Genomic DNA, 20569 nt, shown 5'->3' on the forward strand with positions numbered 1-20569 from the left:
CCTGTGCCGGCCCACCGCTGCCGCATTTTTGTGGCTTGCAAAGTGGACTGACTGGTCAATATGATTGAATAGCGCGTAGGGCACGTCAAGCGGAAAGTTGACCATGGCGGATATCGGCGTCGAAAAGGCCAGCAAGACCACGGCCCCGCGGCGGACGCAGGCGGAGCGGCGCGCCGCCACCGAAAATGCCATCATCGACGCCTTCGGCCGGCTGCTGTCGCGGGAGGGCATCGGCGGGCTGGGGCTGAACGCGCTGGTGAAGGAGGCCGGCGTCGGCAAGAAGCAGGTCTATGACTATTTCGAAGGGCTGGCGGGTGTCGCCGGCGCCTGGGTGCGGGCGCGCACGGTCTGGCGCAGCCTGGAGGACATCATCGGCGAACCGTGGCAGACCTTCGTGGCGCGTGGCCCGGCGGAAAAGCTGCGGCATGTCGCGCTCGCCTATGCCGCTTCCCTCAGGAACAATCCGGAGCTGTGCGCCCTGCTGTCGGGCGAGCTGATCGGTTCGCCGGAAGTGCGCGCGGCGGTGGAGCATGTGCGCAACCTGGTGCGCGCCGATTTCGAGCGGGTGCTGGCGAGCGACCCCCGCCTGTCCCACCCCGACATGCTGAGCCTGAACCTGATCGCCTATTCCGCCGCCACCTATCTGGGGCTGCGGGCGCACCACCAGCCGCGCTATTTCGGCTTCGACCTGTCCGCCGACATGAGCTGGGGGATGGTGATGGGCATGTTCGACCGGGTGCTGACGCTCGCCGATCCCGACCGGCCAACAAGTTGACTGCCCGGTCAACGAATGTCTAAGGCAGAACCATGACCCTGCTTCCCTTCGCACCCGGCGATGTCTTCGTGCCCGCCACCGTCCTGGAGCCCGAGGCCCGTTACCCGACCGGCATGGGGCGCATCCTGCAACTGGCCGCCGACGGCTCGGCACGGGCCTCGGTCGACACCGGGCGGCGCGGCCTGATCTCCGGCCTGGGCCTCGGCCCTGATGGCGTGCTGTGGGTGCTGGACGCGCAGGCGCGCGGGCTGGACCGTTTCGCGCCCGATGGCCGCCGCCTGCCGACGCCGCATGCCATGACCGACATGCCGTTCGGCTCCGTGCTGTTTCCCGCCGACGGCACCATCCTGCTGGCGGAGCATCTGTGCGGCGCCACCGGGCCGTTCGCCGGCGGCGGGCGCGTGTACCGGTTCGATGCCGACGGCAGGCCGCTCGCCGTCTATGCCACCGAGACCAACGGGGGCGTCTCGGGCTTCCTGGGCGTTACCCACATGGCGCTGTCGGCGGACGGGCAGACCCTGTTCCATGTCAGCGAGACCGGCAGCCACATCTATGCCCATGACCTGATCGCCGACCGGCGGCTGGGCGCGATCCATACGCGCGAGGATCCGCCGGGCTTTCTTTTCGGCCTGGCGGCCTTGCCCTGTGGCGGGATCGTGGTGGCGACCGGTGGCGGGGCGCGCCGCCTCTCGACGCATGGCGAGGTCAGCGAACTGCCGCTGCCGCCGGGGCGGGGCTGGGCGAATCTGGTGGTTCGGGCGGCCGGCTTCGGGGGCGGGCTTTGGGCCTGCGATTTCTTCGCGGGGCGATTGGTCGCGCTTGACCTGTCGACCGGCGCGGTGCTGGCTGACAGGGCGCTGGGGCTGGAGAAAGCGCTGACCAGTGTGGCGGAGGTGCCGGCATGATCATCAACCAATGGTATGTCGCGGAAGAAGACGCGCAAATTGGCGCGACCCCCCGCCGGGTGCGTATGCTGGGGCTGGATTTCGCGCTGTTCCGCGACGCCGCCGGCCAGGTGCACTGCCTGTCCGACGTGTGCGTGCACAAGGGCGCTTCGCTGGGCGCCGGGCGCACCGTCGGCAACTGTGTCGAATGCCCCTATCACGGCTGGCGTTTCGGCGGCGACGGCGCGGTGAATTACATCCCGTCGCTGGGGCCGGAGGCGAAAATCCCCACCCGGGCGCGGGTGGACAGCTATCCAGTCGAGATCCGCTATGGCTGGGTGTGGGTGTTCCTGGGCGACCTGCCCGAGGCGGAGCGGCCGCCGCTGCCCGACTTCCCGGAATATGACGACCCGGCGAACTGGCGCACCATCCGCGGTGAGTGGGAGTGGAAGGCGAACTATGCGCGCATCGTCGAAAACGGCCTGGATTTCGCCCATGCGCCCTTCGTCCACCCCAGCTTCGGCGACCGCGACAATGCGACGATCCATGATTTCGAGATCGCCGCCGATGAATGGAGCGCCAAGGCCAAGGTGACCTATATCCCGCCGCTGCCGCGCGGCATCTGGAAGCTGGTGCGCAAGGAGCGCACGCCGGTGGAGGCCAGCCCCGGCTTCCACCTGTCCGGCGCGACGATGCGGCTGGACGTGTGGCTGACGCAGACCTGGCGGATGGTGATCTTCGACGTGAACACGCCGATCGACGAGCACAACACCATCACCCGCTGGATCATGGCGCGCAGCTTCTTCCGCCGGAAGATGTGGGACGGCGACAGCGCCAGGCGCACGCTGAAAATCTTCGCGCAGGACACGCGCATCGTCGAGGAAATCTGCCCGGAGATCGTGCCGACCGACCTGCGCGAGGAGCTGAGCGTCAAGTCCGACGGGCTGATGAACGCCTTCCGCCTGAAGCGCCGGGAGCTGATCGAGCGCGGCTGGGCCATCGACGTGAAGCGGCTGCGCGAGGAGGTGGACGGCACGCGCGCGATGGTGATCCCCTCGCCCGCGCGGGCCGAGGCGCAGGGGCGCAATTTCGTGCTGAAGACGGTGCCGCTGGTGCCCGCGCGCTCGCTGCCGCCGCTCGCCGAAGCCGCCGAATGAAGGCGGCGCCCAGCCCGATCCTGATGCTGTTCCTGGTCGTGTTCGTGAACATGGCGGGGTTCGGGGTGGTGCTGCCGGTGTTCCCGTTCATCGGCACGGCGCTGGGCGCGGACCCGGCCGCGGTGACGCTCGCCATGGGCACCTATTCGCTGGGGCAGTTCCTGGGGGCGCCGCTGTGGGGGAAGCTTTCCGACCGCACGGGGCGGCGGCCGGTGCTCCTGCTCTGCCTGGTCGGCTCGATCCTGGCCTATGTCGCGATGGCGTTCGCGCACGACATCCTTGCGCTGGGCGCGGCGCGGCTGTTCGCCGGGCTGATGGCCGGCAACATCGGGGTCGCCTTCGCCTATGCCGGCGACGTCAGCGCGCCGGCGGATCGCCCGAAGGCGATGGGCATTTTGGGCGCGGCCTTCGGGCTGGGCTTCATCATGGGGCCGGCGATCGGGGGCCTGATCGCCGGGCAGAACCCGGGGCTCGCCGATTTCGCCCGGGTCTGCTGGGCCGGCGCGGCGCTGACCGGCGTGGCGACGCTGCTGGTGCTGGCCCTGCTGCGCGAGAGCCTGACACCGGAACGGCGGGCGGCGGTGCTGGCGGCGGGCGGCGGGCCGGGCATGGGCCAATTGTTCGGCACGAAGCCGGTGGTCATCGCCCTGATGGCGCTCAGCTTCCTGATGATCGGCGCCGCGGCCATGATGGAAACGGTGTTCGCCATCTTCGTGCATGACCGCTTCGCCTGGGGCGCGCGCGACGTCGGGCTGTCCTTCGCGCTGTTCGGCGTGATCACCGCCGGGCTGCAAGGGGGCGCCGCCGCACCGTTGATGCGCCGTTTCGGCGCGCGCGCCATGGCCGGCGCGGGCATTGCCGCCTATGGCGTGGGCGTTGCCGCCACCGCGCTGATGCCCACGCCCGCGCTGATGCTGGTCGCCTCCTGCGTCACCGCGGTCGGCGTCGGGCTGTTCAGCCCGGCCTATCAGGTGATGGTAGCGGACGTGTCGGAGGATCGCGACCGCGGCCTGATCAACGGGCTGACCCAGGGCATTTCCAGCCTGGGCCGCTTCGTCGGGCCGGCGGTGTCGGGCAGCTTCTATCAGGGGATCGGGCCGGCGGCGCCCTTCCTGATCGGCGCCGGGGTGATGGCGGTGGCGTTGCTGTTGCTGCTGTCGATGCGGCCGAAGGTGGCGCATGCGCATCCTTAGGCTGACGCTGCTCGTTTTGCTGATGATCGGCTATTTCGCCAATAAAACCTATATGGATCGTTATCTGCGGATGGCGGTGGCGCAGGCGATGGGGAAGCCGCAGCGGGCGGACTGGTATGAGCCGGTGGACCCGGTGCCCGGCGCGGCCTGGGCGCCGCTGCCGGTGGCGGCCACGCCGGCGATCGATGCCGGCGCACTGTCGAAGGCGTCGGCCTACGCCAAACAGTCGAAGGCCGACGGCTTCCTGGTGTGGCACGGGCCGCAGCAGGGCGGCGCGATCCAGACCGCCGGCTACTGGAACGGTTTCCGCCAGACCGAGCTGCTGGCGTCGAAAAGCATGGCGAAGATGGTGGTGGGCATCGTCATCGGCCGCGCGGTGAGCCAAGGCTTCATCCGCAGCATCGACCAGCCGGTCAGCGATTTCATCACCGAATGGAAGGGCACGCCGAAGGCGGCGCCGACCATCCGACAGTTCCTGCAGAACAGCAGCGGCATCAGCCGCTTCAGCTATAACGATTTCAAGCCCTGGTCGCTGACCATGCGCGAATATCTGTCCGAGCATCATGAGCGCATCCTGATCGACGAGACGACGCTCGATTACCCGCCGGGCAGCGAATATGATTATTCGATGATCACCAGCGACGTGCTGGCGATCGTGATCGAGCGGGCGACGAAGCAGCGCTACGCCGATTACCTGGGCCATGCTCTGCTGAAACCGATCGGTGCCGCCGGCGGCACCGTCTATGTCAACCGGCCGGGCGGGCTGGCGCACACCGGCTGCTGCCTGATGCTGCCGGCGGAAAGCTTCCTGCGGCTGGGCGTGCTGCTGATGAACCGCGGCCTGTGGAACGCCGAGCAAATTTTGCCGCCGACATGGGTTGCCGAGACGGTGACGCCGTCGCCGGCCAATCCGCATTGGGGACTTCATATGTGGATCGGCAAACCATGTGTGAAACGCCTGCGCTGGTTCCCGCGCCGCAGCCAGGAGGTGGGGGTGCTGCACGGTGAATGTTATGCAGCGGACGACCTGTTCCTGTTCGATGGCAGCGGCAACCAGGCGATGTGGATCATACCCTCCCGCCAGCTGGTGGTGCTGCGCGTCGGCCCGCCGCCCACACGGCGCCCGGGCGACCCGGGCGAGTTCGACAACAGCATCCTGCCCAACCTGATGATCCGGGGACTGCGCCCATGAAGATGATCATGACCGCCGCGCTGCTGATGGCGGCGCCGGCGCTGGCGGACAGCCTGACCGTGGAGCTGACCGGCGCGAAGGGCGAGGGCACGGCGGTGGTGAGCCTGTGGAAGACCGACAGCGGCTTCAGCAGTTTCGACAGCGCCAGGGCCGCCGCCACCCTGCGCGCGCCCATCAGGGCGGGCGTGGCGAGCGTGACCTTCGAGGGGCTGGCGCCGGGCACCTATGCCGTCAGCGCCTTCCATGACGGTGATGGCAACGGCAAGATGAAGACCAATTTCATCGGCATGCCCAAGGAAGGCGTGGCGGTCAGCGGCACGGCGGGCGGCATGCCGCGCTTCAGCAAATCGGCGATTCCGGTCAGCGGCAAGGCGCGCATCAGCATGGCGTTCCGCTACCTCTGACGCTATCCCGGCGGCATGGGCAAGGAAGACACGGCGCGGAGCGAGCGGCTGAAGGCGGCGCTGCGCGACAATCTGCGCAAGCGGAAGGCACCGCGAGAGATTTCGGAAGAGCCGGAGGTCAAGCCGAAAGACGACTGAGCTTTACGCCGCCGCCCCTTCGGCGCGCGTCGGCGCGCCGGCTTCGTCGAACGCCCACATTTTTTCCAGCGCGTAGAAGCTGCGCACCTCCGGCCGGAACAGGTGGACGATGACGTCCTTGGCGTCGATCAGCACCCAGTCGGCGGCGGCGAGGCCCTCCAGCCGCGTGCTGACGCCCAGCTCCTCCTTCGCCTTCGCGGCGATCTTCTGCGCCATGCTGGCGACCTGGCGCGTGCTGCGGCCGGATGCGATCACCATATAGTCGGCGATCGTGCTCTTGCCGGCGAGCGGCACCGAGACGACGTCCACAGCCTGGTCGTCGTCGAGGGTTTTCAGGATCAGCGCATGCAGCGCATCGACACGGTCGGGGGTGGTCAAGCGGGGGTTTCCTCTGCCCAACGGGGCATGATCTGGCGGATTTGCGTGGCCGAGCGCGGGTCGTAGCCCAGGTTCAGGGTGACGAATGCGGGCAGCGACCAACTCCTCCAGCCGGCGGGGGTAGGGTGGCGGAAGCGCCGCAGCCACGACAGCGCCGGTGCGGCGTGGCGACGGCCACTATAGCCCGGCCGGTCGAGAACGACAATCGGCACCATCGCGGCGATGGCCCGCCAGGCGACCCAGCGGTGGAATTGCAACAGATTGTCCGCGCCCATCAGCCAGACGAAGCGCACCTGGGGGTGGCGGGCCTTCAGCGCGGCAATCGTGTCCACGGTCAGCGTGGTGTCCAGCGCGGCCTCGATCCCGCTGACGCGGAGGCGCGGGTGGCGCGCGACGCGGCGGGCGCTTTCGAGTCGCGCGGCGAAGGGCGCCATGCCGGCCACCGGTTTCAGCGGGTTCTGCGGGCTGACCAGCCACCAGATTTCATCGAGCTTCAGCCGCCGCATCGCCTGCAGGCTGATGTGCCGGTGGCCGCCATGCGCCGGGTTGAAACTGCCGCCCAGCAGGCCGACCGCTTGGCCCTTCCTCAACCGGGGCGCACCTGTCCGGAGGCCGCCGCAGCAAAAGTGGGAACCGGTTTTGCATCCGCGACGGCCCAATGAAGGATGACGGGCAGGTTCGTCATGGACGAACCTGCCCGTCACCCCGGACGAGATATTTGTAGGTGGTCAATCCTTCCAGCGCGACCGGCCCGCGCGCGTGCAGGCGGCCGGTGGAGATGCCGATCTCGGCGCCGAAGCCGAACTCGGCGCCGTCGGCGAACTGCGTGCTGGCATTGTGCAGCACGATGGCCGAATCGACCTCTTGGAGGAAGGTTTCGGCGGCGCCCGCATCCTCGGTGACGATGCTGTCGGTATGGTGGCTGCCGTGGCGGTTGATGTGCCGGACCGCGCCGACGACGCCATCGACGACGCCGACGGTCAGGATCGCATCGAGATATTCCGTGTCCCAGTCGGCATCGACGGCGGGTTTCAGGCGCGGGTCGAGGGCGCGCAGCTCGTCGGAGACCCGCAGCTCGCAGCCGGCATCGAGCAGGGCCGCGAGGATGGCCGGCGCCATGGCCAGCGCCGCCCGGTCGATCAGCAGCGTTTCCGCCGCGCCGCACACGCCGGTACGGCGCAGCTTGGCATTGACCGCGATGGCGGCGGCCTTCGCCGGGTCGGCGGCGGCATCGACATAGACATGGCAGAGGCCGTCCAGATGCGCGAGCACCGGCACCCGCGCCTCGTTCTGCACGCGCGCGACCAGCGATTTGCCGCCGCGCGGGATGATGATGTCGATGAGGCCGTGCGCCGCCAGCATTGCGCCCACCGCGGCGCGGTCGGTCGTCGGCACCAGCTGCACGGCATCGGCGGGAAGGCCGCTCGCCGCGATGCCCGCGGCCATGGCGGCGTGGATGGCGCGGTTGCTGTGCGCCGCCTCGCTGCCGCCGCGCAGGATGGCGGCATTGCCGCTCATCAGGCAGAGCGCGCCGGCATCGGCGGTGACATTGGGGCGCGATTCGAAGATGATGCCGATGACGCCCAGCGGCACGCGCACGCGCGAGAATCGGAGGCCGTTCGGCCGTTCCCAGCCATCAATGGTGGCGCCGACCGGATCGGGCAGGCCGGCGACCGATTCCAGCGCGGCGGCGATGCCTTCGACGCGCTTCGCATCCAGCATCAGCCGGTCGAGCATCGCGGACGAAAGCCCGTTCGCTGCGCCGGCCGCCATGTCCGTGGCATTGGCGGCGACGATGGCATGGGCGCGGGCGCGGATTTCGCCGGCGGCCGCGCGGATGGCGGCCGCCTTTGCAGCGGTAGCCGCCTTCGCTAGGACGCCAGCTGCAAGTCGCGCACGTTCCGAAATTCCTGAAATATCAAAGCTTAGATTCATCTCGGCCACCCGTGAACACCTACAATTTCACATAATGCATTGTAGCCTAATAATACAGCGGCCAATAGGCCAGTGGTCAATGATACATAGAAAGTAGGTGCCCACAACCACTTTTGTGACAAAACAGAATATTTGTATCGTTCATTTTGTGCGCTTTGCCAAGCTTTTAAAAAAACTTCTTCATTGTCAACGGATTTGAACGCCTTACCAATTAGAGAGACAGCTTCTATCTGGACAATCATTAGTACAACATTCCATATGATGAATGATGTAAGTGAAACACACATCAATATGACTGTCCAAAGTTTTGCTTGAGTTTCCATATGGCCGGCGACTCCGCTCCAAAGAGCGAAGAATGCGGCATATCCTGCGACTATAATAATGTTATTATAGTTTTTGGCAGCACTGTCTGTAAGTGACGCGTATTCTAGCTGCTTATCAAAAATCAGTTTATTGAGTGATGTGACTGATTCATTATATTTTGCCGCATCGGAATAGCTTTTTGGCTGATCAATCGTCATATTCATAGCATTACCATCTGGTCCCGGTGGATCATCGCGCTGCGCGGTGCATAGCCCAGGATTGCCGCCTGTGCATCACTCCGTTTGCCGGCGATGGCGCGGGCGTCGGCGATGTCATAGCCGGCAAGGCCGCGCGCCACCGGGCCGGCGGGGCCAATGACGTCCACGGGATCGCCGCGCTGGAAGCGGCCGTCCACCCGGCGCACGCCGGCGGCGAGTAGGCTCTTGCCGCTGCGCAGCGCCGTGACGGCGCCGGCGTCGACATGCAGCGCACCCATCACCGTCAGCCGCCCGGCAAGCCAGGCCTTGCGCGCCGATTCGCGGTCTCCCGCCACGAAGATGGTGCCGACACCATCGCCCAGGAAGCGCGCCAGCGGGTGCGCGCCGTGCCCGGCGGCGATGGCCAGGTGGGCGCCGGCGGCAACGGCGATCCGCGCCGCCTGCACCTTTGCCAGCATGCCGCCGCTGCCCAGCCCGCTGCCGCTGCTGGCGTCCGCAGCGCCGTCCACGGCGGCGAGGTCGGTGACGGTCGGGATCATCGTCGCGCCGGGGTCGAGCGCGGGATTGGCGGTGTACAGCCCGTCGACATCGGAGAGCAGCACCACCGCGCCGGCGCCCGCCGCCTGCGCCACCCGCGCGGCCAGGCGGTCGTTGTCGCCAAAGCGGATTTCCTCGGTCGCCACCGAATCATTCTCGTTCAGCACCGGCACCACGCCCAGCGACAGCAGCCGGTCGAGCGTGGCGCTGGCGTTCAGGTAGCGCCGCCGGTCCTCCAGATCGCCCAGCGTCACCAGCATCTGCGCGGCGGTCAGGCCATGCGCCGCCAGCAGCTCCGCATACAGCCCGGCGAGCAGGATCTGGCCGGTGGCGGCGGCGGCCTGCGCATCCTCCAGGCTGGCGCGCCCGCCCCTTGCCAGGCCCAGCCGCTTCGCCCCCAGCGCGATCGCGCCCGAGGAGACGATGGCGACCTGCTGACCGGCGGCAACGCGCGCGGCGACATCGGCGATGACGCTTGCGAGCCACTCGCGCCGCACGCCGCCGTCCGCCGCGACCAGCAGCGCGGAGCCGATCTTCACCACCAGCCGCGCCGCGCCGGTGAAAGGCGCGACCCGCGCCGCTACAGCGGGGTCCATGCCGCCACGTCCTTCGCCACCTGTCCTTTCGCCACCAGTTCCGTCACCGCGTCCAGCATCGGCGGCAGGCCGGCCCGCGTGGCGGCGCTGATCGCGAACACCTCCGCATCGCTTCGCCGGGCGAGCGCGCGGCGGATGTTCGCCAGCTGGCGCCCGTCCACCAGGTCGGTCTTGGTGAGGAGGATGATCTCCGCCTTGTCCTCCAGCCCCGCGCCATAGGCCTCCAGCTCGCCGCGCACGATGTCATAGGCGTCCGTCGGCGCGTCGCCGGCGGCATCGACCAGGTGCAGCAGCACGCGGCAGCGCTCGACATGGCCCAGGAAGCGGTCACCGATGCCGGCGCCATCCGCCGCGCCCTCGATCAGGCCGGGGATGTCCGCCAGCACGAATTCGCGGCCGGCATGGCTGACGACGCCGAGCTGCGGCTTCAACGTGGTGAAGGCATAGGCGCCGACCTTCGCCTGGGCATTGGTGAGCGCGTTCAGCAAACTCGATTTGCCGGCGTTGGGCAGGCCGACCAGCCCGGCATCCGCCAGCAGCTTCAGCCGCAGCCAGACGCTGAGTTCCTGCCCGGGAAAGCCCTTCTGGAACTGCCGCGGGGCGCGGTTGGTGCTGGTCTTGTAGTGGGTGTTGCCCTTGCCGCCATCGCCGCCGCGCAGCAGCACCACGCGCTGGCCCTCGGCCGTCAGGTCGGCGAGCAGCGTGCGCTCGTTGGGATCCTCGGCATCATCCGCCAGGATCTGCGTGCCGATGGGCACGGGGATCAGCAGGTCGCCGCCGTGCGCGCCGGTGCGGTTGGTGCCCATGCCATGGCCGCCGCGCGCCGCCTTGAAATGCTGGGCATAGCGGAAATCGATGAGCGTGTTGAGGCCGGCGACGGCGTGGAAGATGATGTCCCCGCCCTTGCCGCCGTCGCCGCCGTTGGGGCCGCCATATTCGATGAACTTCTCCCGCCGGAAGGCGACGGCGCCGTCCCCGCCCCAGCCGGAGCGCAGGTGAATCTTGGCTTGGTCGAGGAACATCATCTGAACGGGCCTTTAATCGCGGCTTACGAAAAATTGTGGGGGTTGTCGAACCGGTGACAGGCGCGGCGCCGACAAGGAACGGGCAGGAGGAACTGCACGAAGGAGAGTGAGCATGACGAAAACCCCCCTGATCGCGACGCTGGCGGCGCTGGCGCTGTCAACGGGCGCCTTTGCCCAGGCGCCCGCCGCGGCCGAACATGCCGCCAAGGCGCAGGAGCATGCGACCGCCGCGGCGAGCGCGACCGGCGCCAAGAAGGCCGAGCATCACCGCATGGCGGCGAAGCATCACAAGGAAGCCGCGAAGGCGCATGAAAAGGCGGCCGCCGCACCGAAATGATCGCCGCTCGACACGCAAAGGGCCGGGAGAGTCGCCTCTCCCGGCCCTTTTTTCGTGCCTCAGCCCTTATTCGGCGGCCAGCGCCACCGCGTCGATGCTGACATATTTGCGGCCCTGCTTGCCGTCGTGGAAGCGGACCTTGCCGTGCGCGGTCGCGAACAGGGTGTGATCCTTGCCCAGGCCGACGTTGACGCCCGGATAGACGCGGGTGCCGCGCTGGCGGATGATGATGTTGCCGGCGACCGCATCCTGGCCGCCGAAAATCTTCACGCCGAGGCGCTTCGCGTTCGAATCGCGGCCGTTGCGCGACGAGCCGCCTGCCTTTTTATGTGCCATGGTGGGGTCTCGCTTTCAGCTCAGGCGATGGAAAGGATTTTCAGCACCGTCTGGTGCTGGCGGTGGCCGTTCTTGCGGCGATAGTTGTGGCGGCGGCGCTTCTTGAAGATGATGACCTTGTCGGCCTTGTCATGCATCAGGATTTCCGCCGTCACCGCGCCGCCGCTCTTCAGCGTGCCGCCGTCGCTGACCATCAGCACGTCATCCAGCGTGATGGTCTCGCCGGGCTCGCCGCCCAGGCGCTCCACGATGATCTTGTCATTGGCGGCAACCCGATATTGTTTGCCACCGGTGCGAACAACCGCGAACATCTTCTGTCCAATCTTCAAACATGCGTGCGCGACACGGCAGGGCCGTCCGCGGGAGGGCGCCGCATAAGGGAGAGGGGCCTTGCTTGTCAACCGGGCGTCGGCGTGAAACAAAGCAGAAAAGCTGTCAGGGAGATAAGAGGATGCGGCAATTCTGGGTGGGGGCAGTGGCGCTGCTGGCGCTGGCGGCGGGCGCGCGGGCGGAGACCATCGCGATTCGCGCCGGCAAGCTGGTGACTGATGCGGCGCGGCCGGCGGCCGGCCCCTCGCTGGTGGTGGTGACCAACGGCCGCATCACCGCCATCCTGCCCGCCGATGCCCCGGTGCCCGCCGGCGCGCGCGTCATCGACCTGTCGGGCAAGACCGTTCTGCCCGGCCTGATGGATGCGCATGTCCACCTGACCGGCGATCCCGGCACGCCCTTCTGGCGGGAGGCGATCGATACCGACGAATATGCGACCGCCGTGGGCCTGAAGAACGCGCTGCTGACCGTGCGCGCCGGCTTCACCACCGTGCGCGACCTGGGCAGCGCCAAGGCGAGCGGCTTTGCCGTGCGCGATGCGATTCGCGATGGCCTGGCGTTCGGGCCGCGCGTGCTCGCCTCTGGCCCGGCGCTGTCGATCATCGGCGGGCATGGCGATGTCAGCGGCTTTCGGGAAGAAGTGACGCACGCGCTGGACAGCGACAACACCTGCACCGGCGAGGACCAGTGCGCGGCGCGGGTGCGGGAGGCGGCGAAGCGCGGCGCCGACGTGATCAAGATCACCGCGACCGGGGGCGTGCTCTCTCAGCAGGGCCGCGGCCTGGGCGCGCATTTCACCGACGACGAGATGGAAACCATCGTCAAGACGGCCGCAACATTGGGCCTGAAGGTGGCGGCGCACGCGCATGGCGCGGACGGCATCACCGAGGCGGCGAAGGCGGGGGTCGCCAGCATCGAGCATGGCACCTTTATCGACGACGCCGGCATCAAGGAGATGAAGGCGAAGGGCAGCTGGTATGTGGCGACGCTGATGGCGTTGCAAGGCGTGAACGCGCGGATGGGCAAGGGCATCTATACGCCCGTCGTGGAGAAGAAGGCGCGCGAGGCGCTGCAGAAATGGGGTGTCGGCCTGCGCGCGGCCCAGCGCGCCGGCGTCAACATCGCCTTCGGCACCGATTCGGGCGTGTTCGAACATGGCGCCAACGCCGGCGAGTTCGCGCTGATGGTGGAAAAGGGCGGCATGACGCAGCAGGCGGCGCTGGTGGCGGCGACCACCGGCACCGCGAGACTGTTCGGCATCGAGGAGGATGTGGGCACCATCGCGGTGGGCAAGCGCGCCGACATCATCGCGGTGGACGGCGACCCGCAGACCGATCCCAAGAGCCTGATGAAAATGGCTTTCGTCATGGCCGGCGGCCGGGTAGTGCCGTTGAACGACTGACCGTTGCGAGAGGGGGAATTCTCGTAACCTGTGGAGTGAGTGATGAAAAAGACAGTGATGCTTGGAACGTCCGGTCTGGCGTTGTTGCTGACCGGGTGCATGAACGCGCGTGAAATGGCGGCGACCGCCGCGGTGCTGCCCACCCCGCAGGCAGCGGCGGCCCCCGCCGCCCCGGTCGCCCCGCCGGCCCCGGTCATGTCCGCGTCCGAACGGCTGGCGAAGCTGTTCAAGGACAGCGACGAGGACAATCTTCGCCGCAACCCGATCGGCGCGCTGTTCCGCGGCGACCTGCGCTATGCCGACCAGTTCGGCGATTATATCACCGACGCCTATCTCGCCGCCGAGAAGAAGGCGGCGGAGGATGAGCTGGCAGCCTTGAACGCCATCCCGCGCGATGCCCTGGGCGCGGATGAGAAGGTCAGCTACGACACCTTCAAATGGCAGCGGGAGATGGACCTGAAGGGGTTTGAGCCGGCGCTGCTGTCGGCCAGCATCGTGCGCCCGATCGACCATTTCAACGGCTTCCACGCCTTCTTCGCCGACCTTTCCAGCGGGCAGAGCGCGGCACCGTTCAAGACCGTCAAGGATTATGAGGACAATCTGAAGCGGATCGACGGCTGGGTGATCGCGATGGACCGCGCCATCGGCCGCATGCAGGAAGGGCTGAAGGCCGGCGTGGTGCAGCCGAAAGTGGTTTCCACCCGCGTGCTCGACCAGTTGAACCGCTTCGTCGAGCAGGGCGTCGAGAAGTCCCCTTTCATGATGCCGGTCGCCAAATTCCCCGAGGCCGTGCCACCGGCCGACCAGGCGCGGTTGCGGGGCGCCTATGCGGCGACCGTGAAGGACAAGATCCTGCCGGCCTACACGCGGATGCGCGATTTCTTCCGCGACCGCTATCTGCCCGCCAGCCGCGAAGCGCCTGGCCTGTCGGCGATGCCCGGCGGCGCGGCGCTCTATGCCTATATGGTGCAGACCCAGACCACCACCGACATGACGCCCGACGAGATCCACGCGCTGGGCCTTTCCGAAGTGGCGCGCATCACCGCGGCGATGGAGAGCGTGAAGAAACAGGTCGGCTTCAAGGGCACGCTTCGGCAGTTCTTCAACCATATCCGCACCGACAAGCAGTTCCAGCCGGCGAGCGTGCAGGCGCTGGGCGACGGCTATCGCGCCATCGGCAAGCGGGTGGACGTGACCATCCCGCTGCTGTTCTCCGCCGTCCCGAAATCGCCGCTGGAGATCAAGCCGGTGCCGGCCTTCCTGGAGAAGGACCAGGCCGCCGCCTATTACCAGCAGGGAACGCCCGACGGAAAACGCCCCGGCACCTTCTATTTCAACACCTATGACCTGAAATCGCGCAGCACGCCGGGGATGGAGACGCTGTACCTGCACGAAGCGGTGCCCGGCCACCATTTCCAGATTTCGCTGGCGATGGAGAATGAGAAGCTGCCACCCTTCCAGCGCTTCGGCGGCAACACCGCCTTTGTCGAGGGCTGGGCGCTCTATGCCGAATCGCTGGGGCCGGAGCTGGGCCTGTTCAAGGATCCCTACCAGCTTTACGGCCATCTGGACGACGAGATGCTGCGCGCCATCCGCCTGGTGGTGGACACCGGGCTGCATGCCAAGGGCTGGAGCCGGCAGCAGGCCATCAACTATATGCTGAACAACAGCGCGCAGGGCCGCACGGATGCCGTGAACGAGATCGACCGCTACATCGCAATGCCGGCGCAGGCGCTGGCCTACAAGGTGGGCCAGATCAAAATCCGCGAGCTGCGGACCCGGGCCGAGAAAGCACTGGGCCCGAAGTTCGACGTGCGCGAATTCCACGCCCAGGTGCTGATGACCGGCGCGCTGCCGCTGAAGGTGCTGGAGGCGAAGATTGATGGGTGGATTGCGGCCAAGGCGGCCTGAAACAGCCATGCTGTTTCAGGACACGCCGCCGTGCCCGGACGGCGGGGCTTCGTGGCAAGCCGATCCGGCGGCTTTGCCGACCGGACGGCTGGCCGCGAAGAACCCGTCCGACGGCGCGAGCCCTTGACCTCCGCCAATTCCGCATCCACATAATGCTGCGGTGAAAATCAGCTACGACTCCGCCAAACGCCTGCGGACGCTGGCGGAGCGCGGGCTGGATTTCAACGATGCGCCACTGCTGTTCGGCGGTCGGGTGCGAACGCTGGTCGATGACCGGGCAGATTATGGCGAAGTCCGCTCGATCACCCATGGTTATCTGAACGGGCGTGCGGTGGTGCTGGTGTGGACGCAGCGGAACGAAGGCATTCGCATCATTTCGATGCGGCATGCCCATGCGCAGGAGATGGCCCGTGTCGGACTGGATTGACCCGGATGATGCCCCGATGCTGACGGCGGATTTCTTCGCCCGCGCGGAAATCCGCGAAAACGGCCGGCTGATCCGGCCCGCGAACGGCACGCTGACCCGCCCCGGCCGGCCGCCGGTGGGGGATGCGCCCAAGCAGCAGGTCAGCCTGCGGCTGGACCGCGAGGTCGTCGCCTGGTTCCGCGCGCAGGGTGCCGGCTGGCAGACGCGGATGAACGAGGCCCTGCGGCAGAAGGCGGGGCTTTAAGCCGCGATCAGGTCATCCGGGTTCGGCGCGCGGGTGGCCGCCCAATAATCCACCAGCGCGAACGGCCAGTTCTGCGTCACGCGCCCGTTGGCGCCCTTGTACCAGCTGCTGACGCCCGGCTGGCCCCAGGCCATGCGGGCGTTTTCGGCATCGACGCGCGCATTGAAGGCGTCGTGGACGTGCGGCTTCACCGAAACCGGCCCGCGCTCGGCGATCAGCCGCGCCGCCTCGACAATGTAGTTCACGCCGCATTCGGACAGGAAAATGATCGAGCCGTTGACGACGATATTGGTGTTCGGGCCATAGACCATGAAGAAATTGGGGAAGTCCGGCACCATCAGGCCCAGGTAGGCGCGCGGGTCGCCGGCCCAGCGGTCGTGCAGGTCCACGCCGCCGGAACCGGTGACGCGGAAACTGCCCAGGAAATTGCTGGCGTGGAAGCCGGTGCCATAGATCAGCACGTCGGCCGGACGGTGCACGCCGTCCGCGGTCACCACGCCGTCCGCCACGATGCGCTCGATCGGCGTCGTCACCAGGTCGACATGCTCGCGCGCGATCGCCCGCAGCCAGACGCCATTGTCGCGCAGCGAGCGTTTCCCGCCCAGCACATAGTTGGGGATCACGCGGTCGAGGAGGTCGCGGCGGTCGGCCAGCTGCGCCTCGATCTTCTCAATGAGCGCGGCGCGCAGCTCGGCATTGGCGGCGCCGATGGTGTGTTCCGGGCCGTTCCAGCCGTCGTCGACGCGGACATTGGGCAGCACGCCGTCGGTCAGCATCCAGAACAGCCAGAAGCGATACCATTTGTCATAGGCGGGGATATGTTCGACCGCCCACTGGAAGCCTTCGGGCACCGGATCATGATAATTGTCGGTCGGCCCCAGCCAGGGCGCGCTGCGCTGGAACACGTCCATGTGCACGACCCGGTCGACGATGGCCGGCACGAACTGGAAGGCGCTGGCGCCGGTGCCGATCACCGCGACCCGCTTGCCCGTGAGGTCGACGCCATCGTCCCAGCGCGCGGAGTGAAACGCCGGCCCGGCGAAATCCTGACGGCCGGGAATGTCGGGGTAGCGCGGCTGGTTGAGCTGGCCGACCGCGCTGACGAAGATGTCCGCGGACAATGTGCCGCCGCTGGTCTCCACCTGCCAGCGCGCGCCGTCCCAGCGGGCATGCTCCACCCTGGTGTCGAAGCGCGTCACCTCATACAACCCATGGGCCCTGGCGAAGCGCTGGAAATAGCCGAGCAGCACATCGCCCTGGCTGTAGAATTCCGGCCAGTCATGGTTCGGCTCGAACGAGTAGCTGTAGAGGTGGTTCGGCGTGTCGACGCGCACGCCCGGATAGCGGTTCAGATACCAGGTGCCGCCAACATCGCCGTTGGCCTCCACGATCGTCACCTCCACGCCGGCCTGCCGCAGCCGGTGCGCGGCGAGCAGCCCGGACATGCCGGCGCCGCAGACGATGGCGCTGAGTTTCCGCGCCTCGATGGCCGCCGGCGCGCGCCGGTCGCGGCCGTCAAGCGCCAGCTCCTCCAGCAGGAAGGGCAGATAATGGTCGGGCACCTCGCCGCCCGCCAGCCAGATCACCATGCGTTTCAGCATGGCATCATCCGGCAGCGGCGCCGGCTGCGCGGCGCCGGTGATGATCGGCCACAGCACCCGGTCGGCCTCGTTTCGGATATGAGACGCGAATTCATCACTGAAACCGCCCATGCCGTCGCCGAAGAAGTCATAGACCGGCGTTTCGGCATCCAGCAGCGACGGGTCGCCCGACGCCTGCACCGTCACCACCGCCAGTGTCGGCAGATGGGTGCTGACCAAGGCCAGTTCGAACGCGGCACGATTCATGGCTGATCTCCTGTTGCACCTATGAAGCCTTGCCCGCGGCCGCGTCACCCCGGCTTTTTGACGGGCGGGGCGCGGCGCACCATCAGAAAGGTGAAGGCCGCCAGCGCCGCCGCCAGGAAATAGGGCACGCCCGGCGCCTCAGCGATCGCGCCGGCACCGCTGAACAGGGCGAACAGCTGCGTCATCAGCGGCGGCCCGATGATGACCGCCAGGCTGCTCAGCGCCGACATCGCCCCTTGCAACTCGCCCTGCGCGTCTTCGGGCGTCATCATGCTCATCATCGCCTGAATGGAAGGGTAGGCCATGCCGGCGATTGAACCGAAGACAATGCCGACCAGCCCGATCCACGGCACAAAGGCCGCGCCATAAAGGGTAAAGGCGATCACCCCGCAGACGATGCCCAGCAGCGCCGTCCGGCGCTCGCCCAGCCGGGCGATGGCGCGCTTGATCAGGAACCATTGCACCAGCACGCTGCCGACACCGACCGCGGTCAGGCTCCAGCCGACTTCCTTCGCGCCCCAGCCATAGCGATAGCTGGCGTAGAAATTCCACAGCCCCTGCAGGCTCTGGTGCGCGATGAACCAGGCGAACAGCCCCACCGCGATCCAGCCGATGGCACCACCCAGCGCCCGCACCTGTTTCAGCGCGCCGAGCGGGTTGGCGCGCCGCCAGTCGAACGGCCGGCGCTTTTCGGCCGAGAGGCTCTCCGGCAGCACCAGCGCGCCCAGCAGGAAGTTCAGCGCCGCCAGTCCCGCCGCCAGCAGGAAGGGCGCGTGCACGCCCCATGCCGCCACCAGCCCGCCCAGCGCCGGCCCGACGATGAAGCCGATGCCGAACGCCACGCTGAGCAGCCCGAAGGTTTCCGCGCGCTTTGCAGGCGGCGTGATGTCGGCGATATAGGCATAGGCGACCGAGAAGCTGGCGCCGGTGATGCCGGCGATCAGCCGTGCCAGCAGCAGCCAGCCGATGCTGGGGGCGAAGGCGGCGATCAGGTAATCGACGGTGAAGGCGGCAAGGCAGGCAAGCAGCACGGGTTTCCGCCCGAATCGGTCCGACAGATTGCCCATCACCGGGGCGAACAGGAACTGAATGACGGCATAGGCCATGCCCAGCCAGCCGCCGATGGTGGCGGCCTCCGCCAGGCCCTTGCCGGTGAGGTCGGTGATGAGGCTGGGAAACACCGGGATGACGATGCCGAAGCCGATGGAATCGAGAAGGACGGTGAGGACGATGAAGGTGAGGGGCAGGTTGCGGGGCATGGAAGGGCGTTGGTGCGGGAAGTGGGGGCATGTGTCTAGGGCCGGCCGGCGGCGAAGCCGCCGAGTCCGGCTGGGTTAGAAGGGGGAAGGGAGAAAGGAAAAGAGGGTCGGCAAAGCCGACTCGTCGGACACGTCGGTCGGCGTCGCCGACCGCGTGCCGGCCGGGCGCTGCGGCATGTCTTGAAATAGCTGCGCTATTTCTCGCTGCCTTGGCCTGGCCACTCAAACTCCCTGATCAGATCAAACGCCCCCTCCAATTCCCCATGCACCGGACCATTGGGGAAATCGACGCCCACGGTCTGCAACCCCGATTGCCGCGCCACGGCCAGCGCCGGCGCCAGTTCGCCGTCGCTCGATACCAGGATCACGCGTTCGGCGGCTTTGGAGGCGACCAGCGCGGCGAGGTCGAGCGCCAGCATGATGCCGTCGCCCTTCTGCTCGAAATCGGGGCGGAAATCCTGGTCGCTGATCGTGCCGGACAGCGGCAGGCGTACCGGTTTCCAGCCGCGGAAGCGCAACTGGCCGACGCGCACCGCGAAGTAATTGCGCCGCGCCAGCTCCTCCAGCCAGCCGCCGCCGGCCTTGAAGCTCCAGGGATCGCCGCTGACCGGCAGCGCGACATCGCCGGAATAGGGCCGGCAGTCATAATAGACCACGCGCACCAGCGTCTCGTTGGCGCGCACCAGGGCATGCGCCACATCCTCGATCAGGTCGACATTGTAATCCAGCCCCTCCCGCCGGGCCTGGGCGCGCAGATGGCCGCCATCGATCAGGATGATCACGCGTGTGGACATGCGGAACCTCAATAAGAATGCGTCAGAACATGAGCATCATGCGCGGCCGGGGATGGGCGGTCAACCGGCGGCCGCCTCGATTGCCTCCATGTCCGCGTCGGACAGGCCGAAATGATGGCCGACCTCATGCACCAGCACATGCGTCACCAGCGTCTCCAGCGCCTCGCCACTGTCCGCCCATTCATCCAGCAGCGGCCGACGGTAGAGGAAGATGATGTCCGGCAGCGCGCCCGACAGCTCGACCGATTTGTCCCCCACCGGCCGGCCCTGATAGAGACCGAGCAGGTCGAACGGGCTTTCGCAGCCCATCGCCTCCAGCGTCTCCTCGTCCGGGAAATCCTGCACGCGCAGCAGCACCGTGCCCAGATGGTCGCGGAACAGCGCCGGCAGCCGCTCGACGGCGGCCTGCGCCAGCCGCTCGATATCGTCGAGACTCGGTGCTAGGGTCTGCATGACGATGACTTAGCGAGGGGATCGGCGATGGTCGAGCGGCTGAAGAAAAAGGCGCGCAGCGCGGCGCTCCAGGAGCTGCCGGACTGGACCTATGACAAGGGCCGCGACGCCATCACCCGCCAGTTCAAGTTCGCCAGCTTCGTGGCGGCGTTCGGCTTCATGAGCAAGGTGGCGCTGCTGGCGGAAAAGGCCGACCATCACCCCGAATGGTCGAACGTCTATAACCGGGTGGACGTGCTGCTGACCACGCACGACGCCGGCGGGTTGAGCGAGCGCGATGTGGCGCTGGCGAAGGAGATTGATCAGTTGGGTGTGTAGCGGCTGGCCGATGGAGCAGGATTGCGCAGCAATCGTGCGAAGCGGCCAGACTCGCGCAACACCCGGACGGCACGCGCCGGGTGTTGCCCGGCGACGTGTCCGACGAGTCGGCTTTGCCGACTTTTTCCTCTTCGTTTTTTGCTGCCAGACTCGGCGGCTTTGCCGCCGGCTGGCTC

At 67.4% G+C, this 20569-nt stretch carries 25 protein-coding genes; 13 read left to right on the forward strand and 12 right to left on the reverse strand.

Going from position 1 to position 20569, the window contains the following annotated elements:
- Positions 1 to 103 precede the first annotated feature (103 nt).
- Genes H3309_RS16550 through H3309_RS17600 form a run of 7 tightly spaced genes read left to right on the forward strand, consistent with a single transcriptional unit; the run spans position 104 to position 5743 of the window.
- On the forward strand, positions 104 to 775 hold the full coding sequence (locus H3309_RS16550; RefSeq protein WP_182296188.1) for a TetR/AcrR family transcriptional regulator: 672 nt from the start codon (positions 104 to 106) through the stop codon (positions 773 to 775).
- A 32-nt stretch (positions 776 to 807) separates the two neighbouring features.
- Positions 808 to 1680 (forward strand): SMP-30/gluconolactonase/LRE family protein, encoded by an 873-nt coding sequence (locus tag H3309_RS16555; protein ID WP_182296190.1) that lies wholly within the window; start codon positions 808 to 810, stop codon positions 1678 to 1680.
- The gene (locus H3309_RS16560) at positions 1677 to 2816 is read left to right on the forward strand and encodes an aromatic ring-hydroxylating dioxygenase subunit alpha (protein WP_182296192.1); all 1140 of its coding nucleotides are present in this window, start codon (positions 1677 to 1679) and stop codon (positions 2814 to 2816) included. Before H3309_RS16555 ends, H3309_RS16560 begins: the two co-directional genes overlap by 4 nt.
- Positions 2813 to 4009 (forward strand): MFS transporter, encoded by a 1197-nt coding sequence (locus tag H3309_RS16565; RefSeq protein WP_182296194.1) that lies wholly within the window; start codon positions 2813 to 2815, stop codon positions 4007 to 4009. Before H3309_RS16560 ends, H3309_RS16565 begins: the two co-directional genes overlap by 4 nt.
- The gene (locus H3309_RS16570; RefSeq protein WP_182296196.1) at positions 3996 to 5201 is read left to right on the forward strand and encodes a serine hydrolase domain-containing protein; all 1206 of its coding nucleotides are present in this window, start codon (positions 3996 to 3998) and stop codon (positions 5199 to 5201) included. Before H3309_RS16565 ends, H3309_RS16570 begins: the two co-directional genes overlap by 14 nt.
- A complete protein-coding gene (locus H3309_RS16575) occupies positions 5198 to 5605 on the forward strand; it encodes a DUF2141 domain-containing protein (protein ID WP_182296198.1) in 408 nt (135 codons plus the stop codon). Before H3309_RS16570 ends, H3309_RS16575 begins: the two co-directional genes overlap by 4 nt.
- A 15-nt stretch (positions 5606 to 5620) precedes the next feature.
- On the forward strand, positions 5621 to 5743 hold the full coding sequence (locus tag H3309_RS17600) for a hypothetical protein (RefSeq protein WP_256401522.1): 123 nt from the start codon (positions 5621 to 5623) through the stop codon (positions 5741 to 5743).
- A gap of 3 nt (positions 5744 to 5746) precedes the next feature.
- Here H3309_RS17600 and rsfS read toward each other — a convergent pair whose 3' ends face one another.
- The 6 genes from rsfS to obgE form a co-directional block, all read right to left on the reverse strand.
- Positions 5747 to 6121, reverse strand: coding sequence for a ribosome silencing factor (gene rsfS, locus H3309_RS16580; RefSeq protein WP_243453780.1), 375 nt, complete (start codon positions 6119 to 6121; stop codon positions 5747 to 5749).
- Complete coding sequence (locus H3309_RS16585) at positions 6118 to 6711, reverse strand: nicotinate-nucleotide adenylyltransferase (RefSeq protein WP_182296202.1); 594 nt, start codon at positions 6709 to 6711, stop codon at positions 6118 to 6120. Before H3309_RS16585 ends, rsfS begins: the two co-directional genes overlap by 4 nt.
- A 91-nt stretch (positions 6712 to 6802) precedes the next feature.
- On the reverse strand, positions 6803 to 8056 hold the full coding sequence (locus H3309_RS16590) for a glutamate-5-semialdehyde dehydrogenase (RefSeq protein ID WP_182296204.1): 1254 nt from the start codon (positions 8054 to 8056) through the stop codon (positions 6803 to 6805).
- On the reverse strand, positions 8053 to 8577 hold the full coding sequence (locus H3309_RS16595; protein WP_182296206.1) for a hypothetical protein: 525 nt from the start codon (positions 8575 to 8577) through the stop codon (positions 8053 to 8055). Before H3309_RS16595 ends, H3309_RS16590 begins: the two co-directional genes overlap by 4 nt.
- A gap of 2 nt (positions 8578 to 8579) precedes the next feature.
- Entirely contained in the window at positions 8580 to 9710 is a 1131-nt protein-coding gene (gene proB / locus H3309_RS16600) for a glutamate 5-kinase (protein ID WP_182296208.1), read from the reverse strand.
- Positions 9695 to 10735, reverse strand: a complete 1041-nt coding sequence (gene obgE / locus H3309_RS16605) for a GTPase ObgE (protein ID WP_182296210.1) — start codon at positions 10733 to 10735, stop codon at positions 9695 to 9697. The genes proB and obgE overlap by 16 nt, the downstream gene beginning before the upstream one ends.
- A gap of 112 nt (positions 10736 to 10847) precedes the next feature.
- Between obgE and H3309_RS16610 the strand changes: the two genes are divergently transcribed.
- Positions 10848 to 11072, forward strand: coding sequence for a hypothetical protein (locus H3309_RS16610; protein ID WP_182296212.1), 225 nt, complete (start codon positions 10848 to 10850; stop codon positions 11070 to 11072).
- Between the two features lie 66 nt (positions 11073 to 11138).
- Here H3309_RS16610 and rpmA read toward each other — a convergent pair whose 3' ends face one another.
- Together rpmA and rplU are read right to left on the reverse strand one after the other, a co-directional pair.
- The gene (gene rpmA / locus H3309_RS16615) at positions 11139 to 11408 is read right to left on the reverse strand and encodes a 50S ribosomal protein L27 (protein WP_182296214.1); all 270 of its coding nucleotides are present in this window, start codon (positions 11406 to 11408) and stop codon (positions 11139 to 11141) included.
- Between the two features lie 20 nt (positions 11409 to 11428).
- The gene (rplU, locus tag H3309_RS16620) at positions 11429 to 11719 is read right to left on the reverse strand and encodes a 50S ribosomal protein L21 (protein ID WP_182296215.1); all 291 of its coding nucleotides are present in this window, start codon (positions 11717 to 11719) and stop codon (positions 11429 to 11431) included.
- Positions 11720 to 11859: 140 nt separating this feature from the next.
- Here rplU and H3309_RS16625 point away from each other — a divergent pair, with 140 nt between their 5' ends.
- From H3309_RS16625 to H3309_RS16640, 4 genes are all read left to right on the forward strand, one after another.
- Positions 11860 to 13140, forward strand: a complete 1281-nt coding sequence (locus tag H3309_RS16625; protein WP_182296216.1) for a metal-dependent hydrolase family protein — start codon at positions 11860 to 11862, stop codon at positions 13138 to 13140.
- A gap of 99 nt (positions 13141 to 13239) precedes the next feature.
- Positions 13240 to 15051, forward strand: coding sequence for a DUF885 domain-containing protein (locus tag H3309_RS16630; RefSeq protein ID WP_243453781.1), 1812 nt, complete (start codon positions 13240 to 13242; stop codon positions 15049 to 15051).
- Between the two features lie 160 nt (positions 15052 to 15211).
- A complete protein-coding gene (locus H3309_RS16635; protein WP_182296217.1) occupies positions 15212 to 15478 on the forward strand; it encodes a BrnT family toxin in 267 nt (88 codons plus the stop codon).
- The gene (locus tag H3309_RS16640; protein ID WP_243453782.1) at positions 15462 to 15722 is read left to right on the forward strand and encodes a BrnA antitoxin family protein; all 261 of its coding nucleotides are present in this window, start codon (positions 15462 to 15464) and stop codon (positions 15720 to 15722) included. The genes H3309_RS16635 and H3309_RS16640 overlap by 17 nt, the downstream gene beginning before the upstream one ends.
- On the opposite strand, the gene H3309_RS16645 is transcribed toward H3309_RS16640, so the two are convergent.
- The 4 genes from H3309_RS16645 to H3309_RS16660 form a co-directional block, all read right to left on the reverse strand.
- Positions 15719 to 17569 carry a flavin-containing monooxygenase gene (locus H3309_RS16645; protein ID WP_182296219.1) on the reverse strand — a complete coding sequence of 617 codons (1851 nt, stop codon included), beginning with the start codon at positions 17567 to 17569 and terminating at the stop codon, positions 15719 to 15721. The genes H3309_RS16640 and H3309_RS16645 overlap by 4 nt on opposite strands.
- Positions 17570 to 17613: 44 nt before the next feature.
- Complete coding sequence (locus H3309_RS16650; protein WP_182296221.1) at positions 17614 to 18828, reverse strand: TCR/Tet family MFS transporter; 1215 nt, start codon at positions 18826 to 18828, stop codon at positions 17614 to 17616.
- 194 nt (positions 18829 to 19022) lie between these two features.
- Entirely contained in the window at positions 19023 to 19622 is a 600-nt protein-coding gene (locus H3309_RS16655) for an NYN domain-containing protein (RefSeq protein ID WP_182296223.1), read from the reverse strand.
- Positions 19623 to 19682: 60 nt separating this feature from the next.
- On the reverse strand, positions 19683 to 20075 hold the full coding sequence (locus H3309_RS16660; protein WP_182296225.1) for a metallopeptidase family protein: 393 nt from the start codon (positions 20073 to 20075) through the stop codon (positions 19683 to 19685).
- 27 nt (positions 20076 to 20102) lie between these two features.
- On the opposite strand from H3309_RS16660, the gene H3309_RS16665 reads away from it, so the two are divergent.
- A complete protein-coding gene (locus H3309_RS16665; RefSeq protein ID WP_182296227.1) occupies positions 20103 to 20393 on the forward strand; it encodes a 4a-hydroxytetrahydrobiopterin dehydratase in 291 nt (96 codons plus the stop codon).
- The last annotated feature ends 176 nt before the right edge of the window (positions 20394 to 20569 follow it).

The organism is Sandaracinobacteroides saxicola, assembly GCF_014117445.1.
Classification (GTDB): domain Bacteria; phylum Pseudomonadota; class Alphaproteobacteria; order Sphingomonadales; family Sphingomonadaceae; genus Sandaracinobacteroides_A; species Sandaracinobacteroides_A saxicola.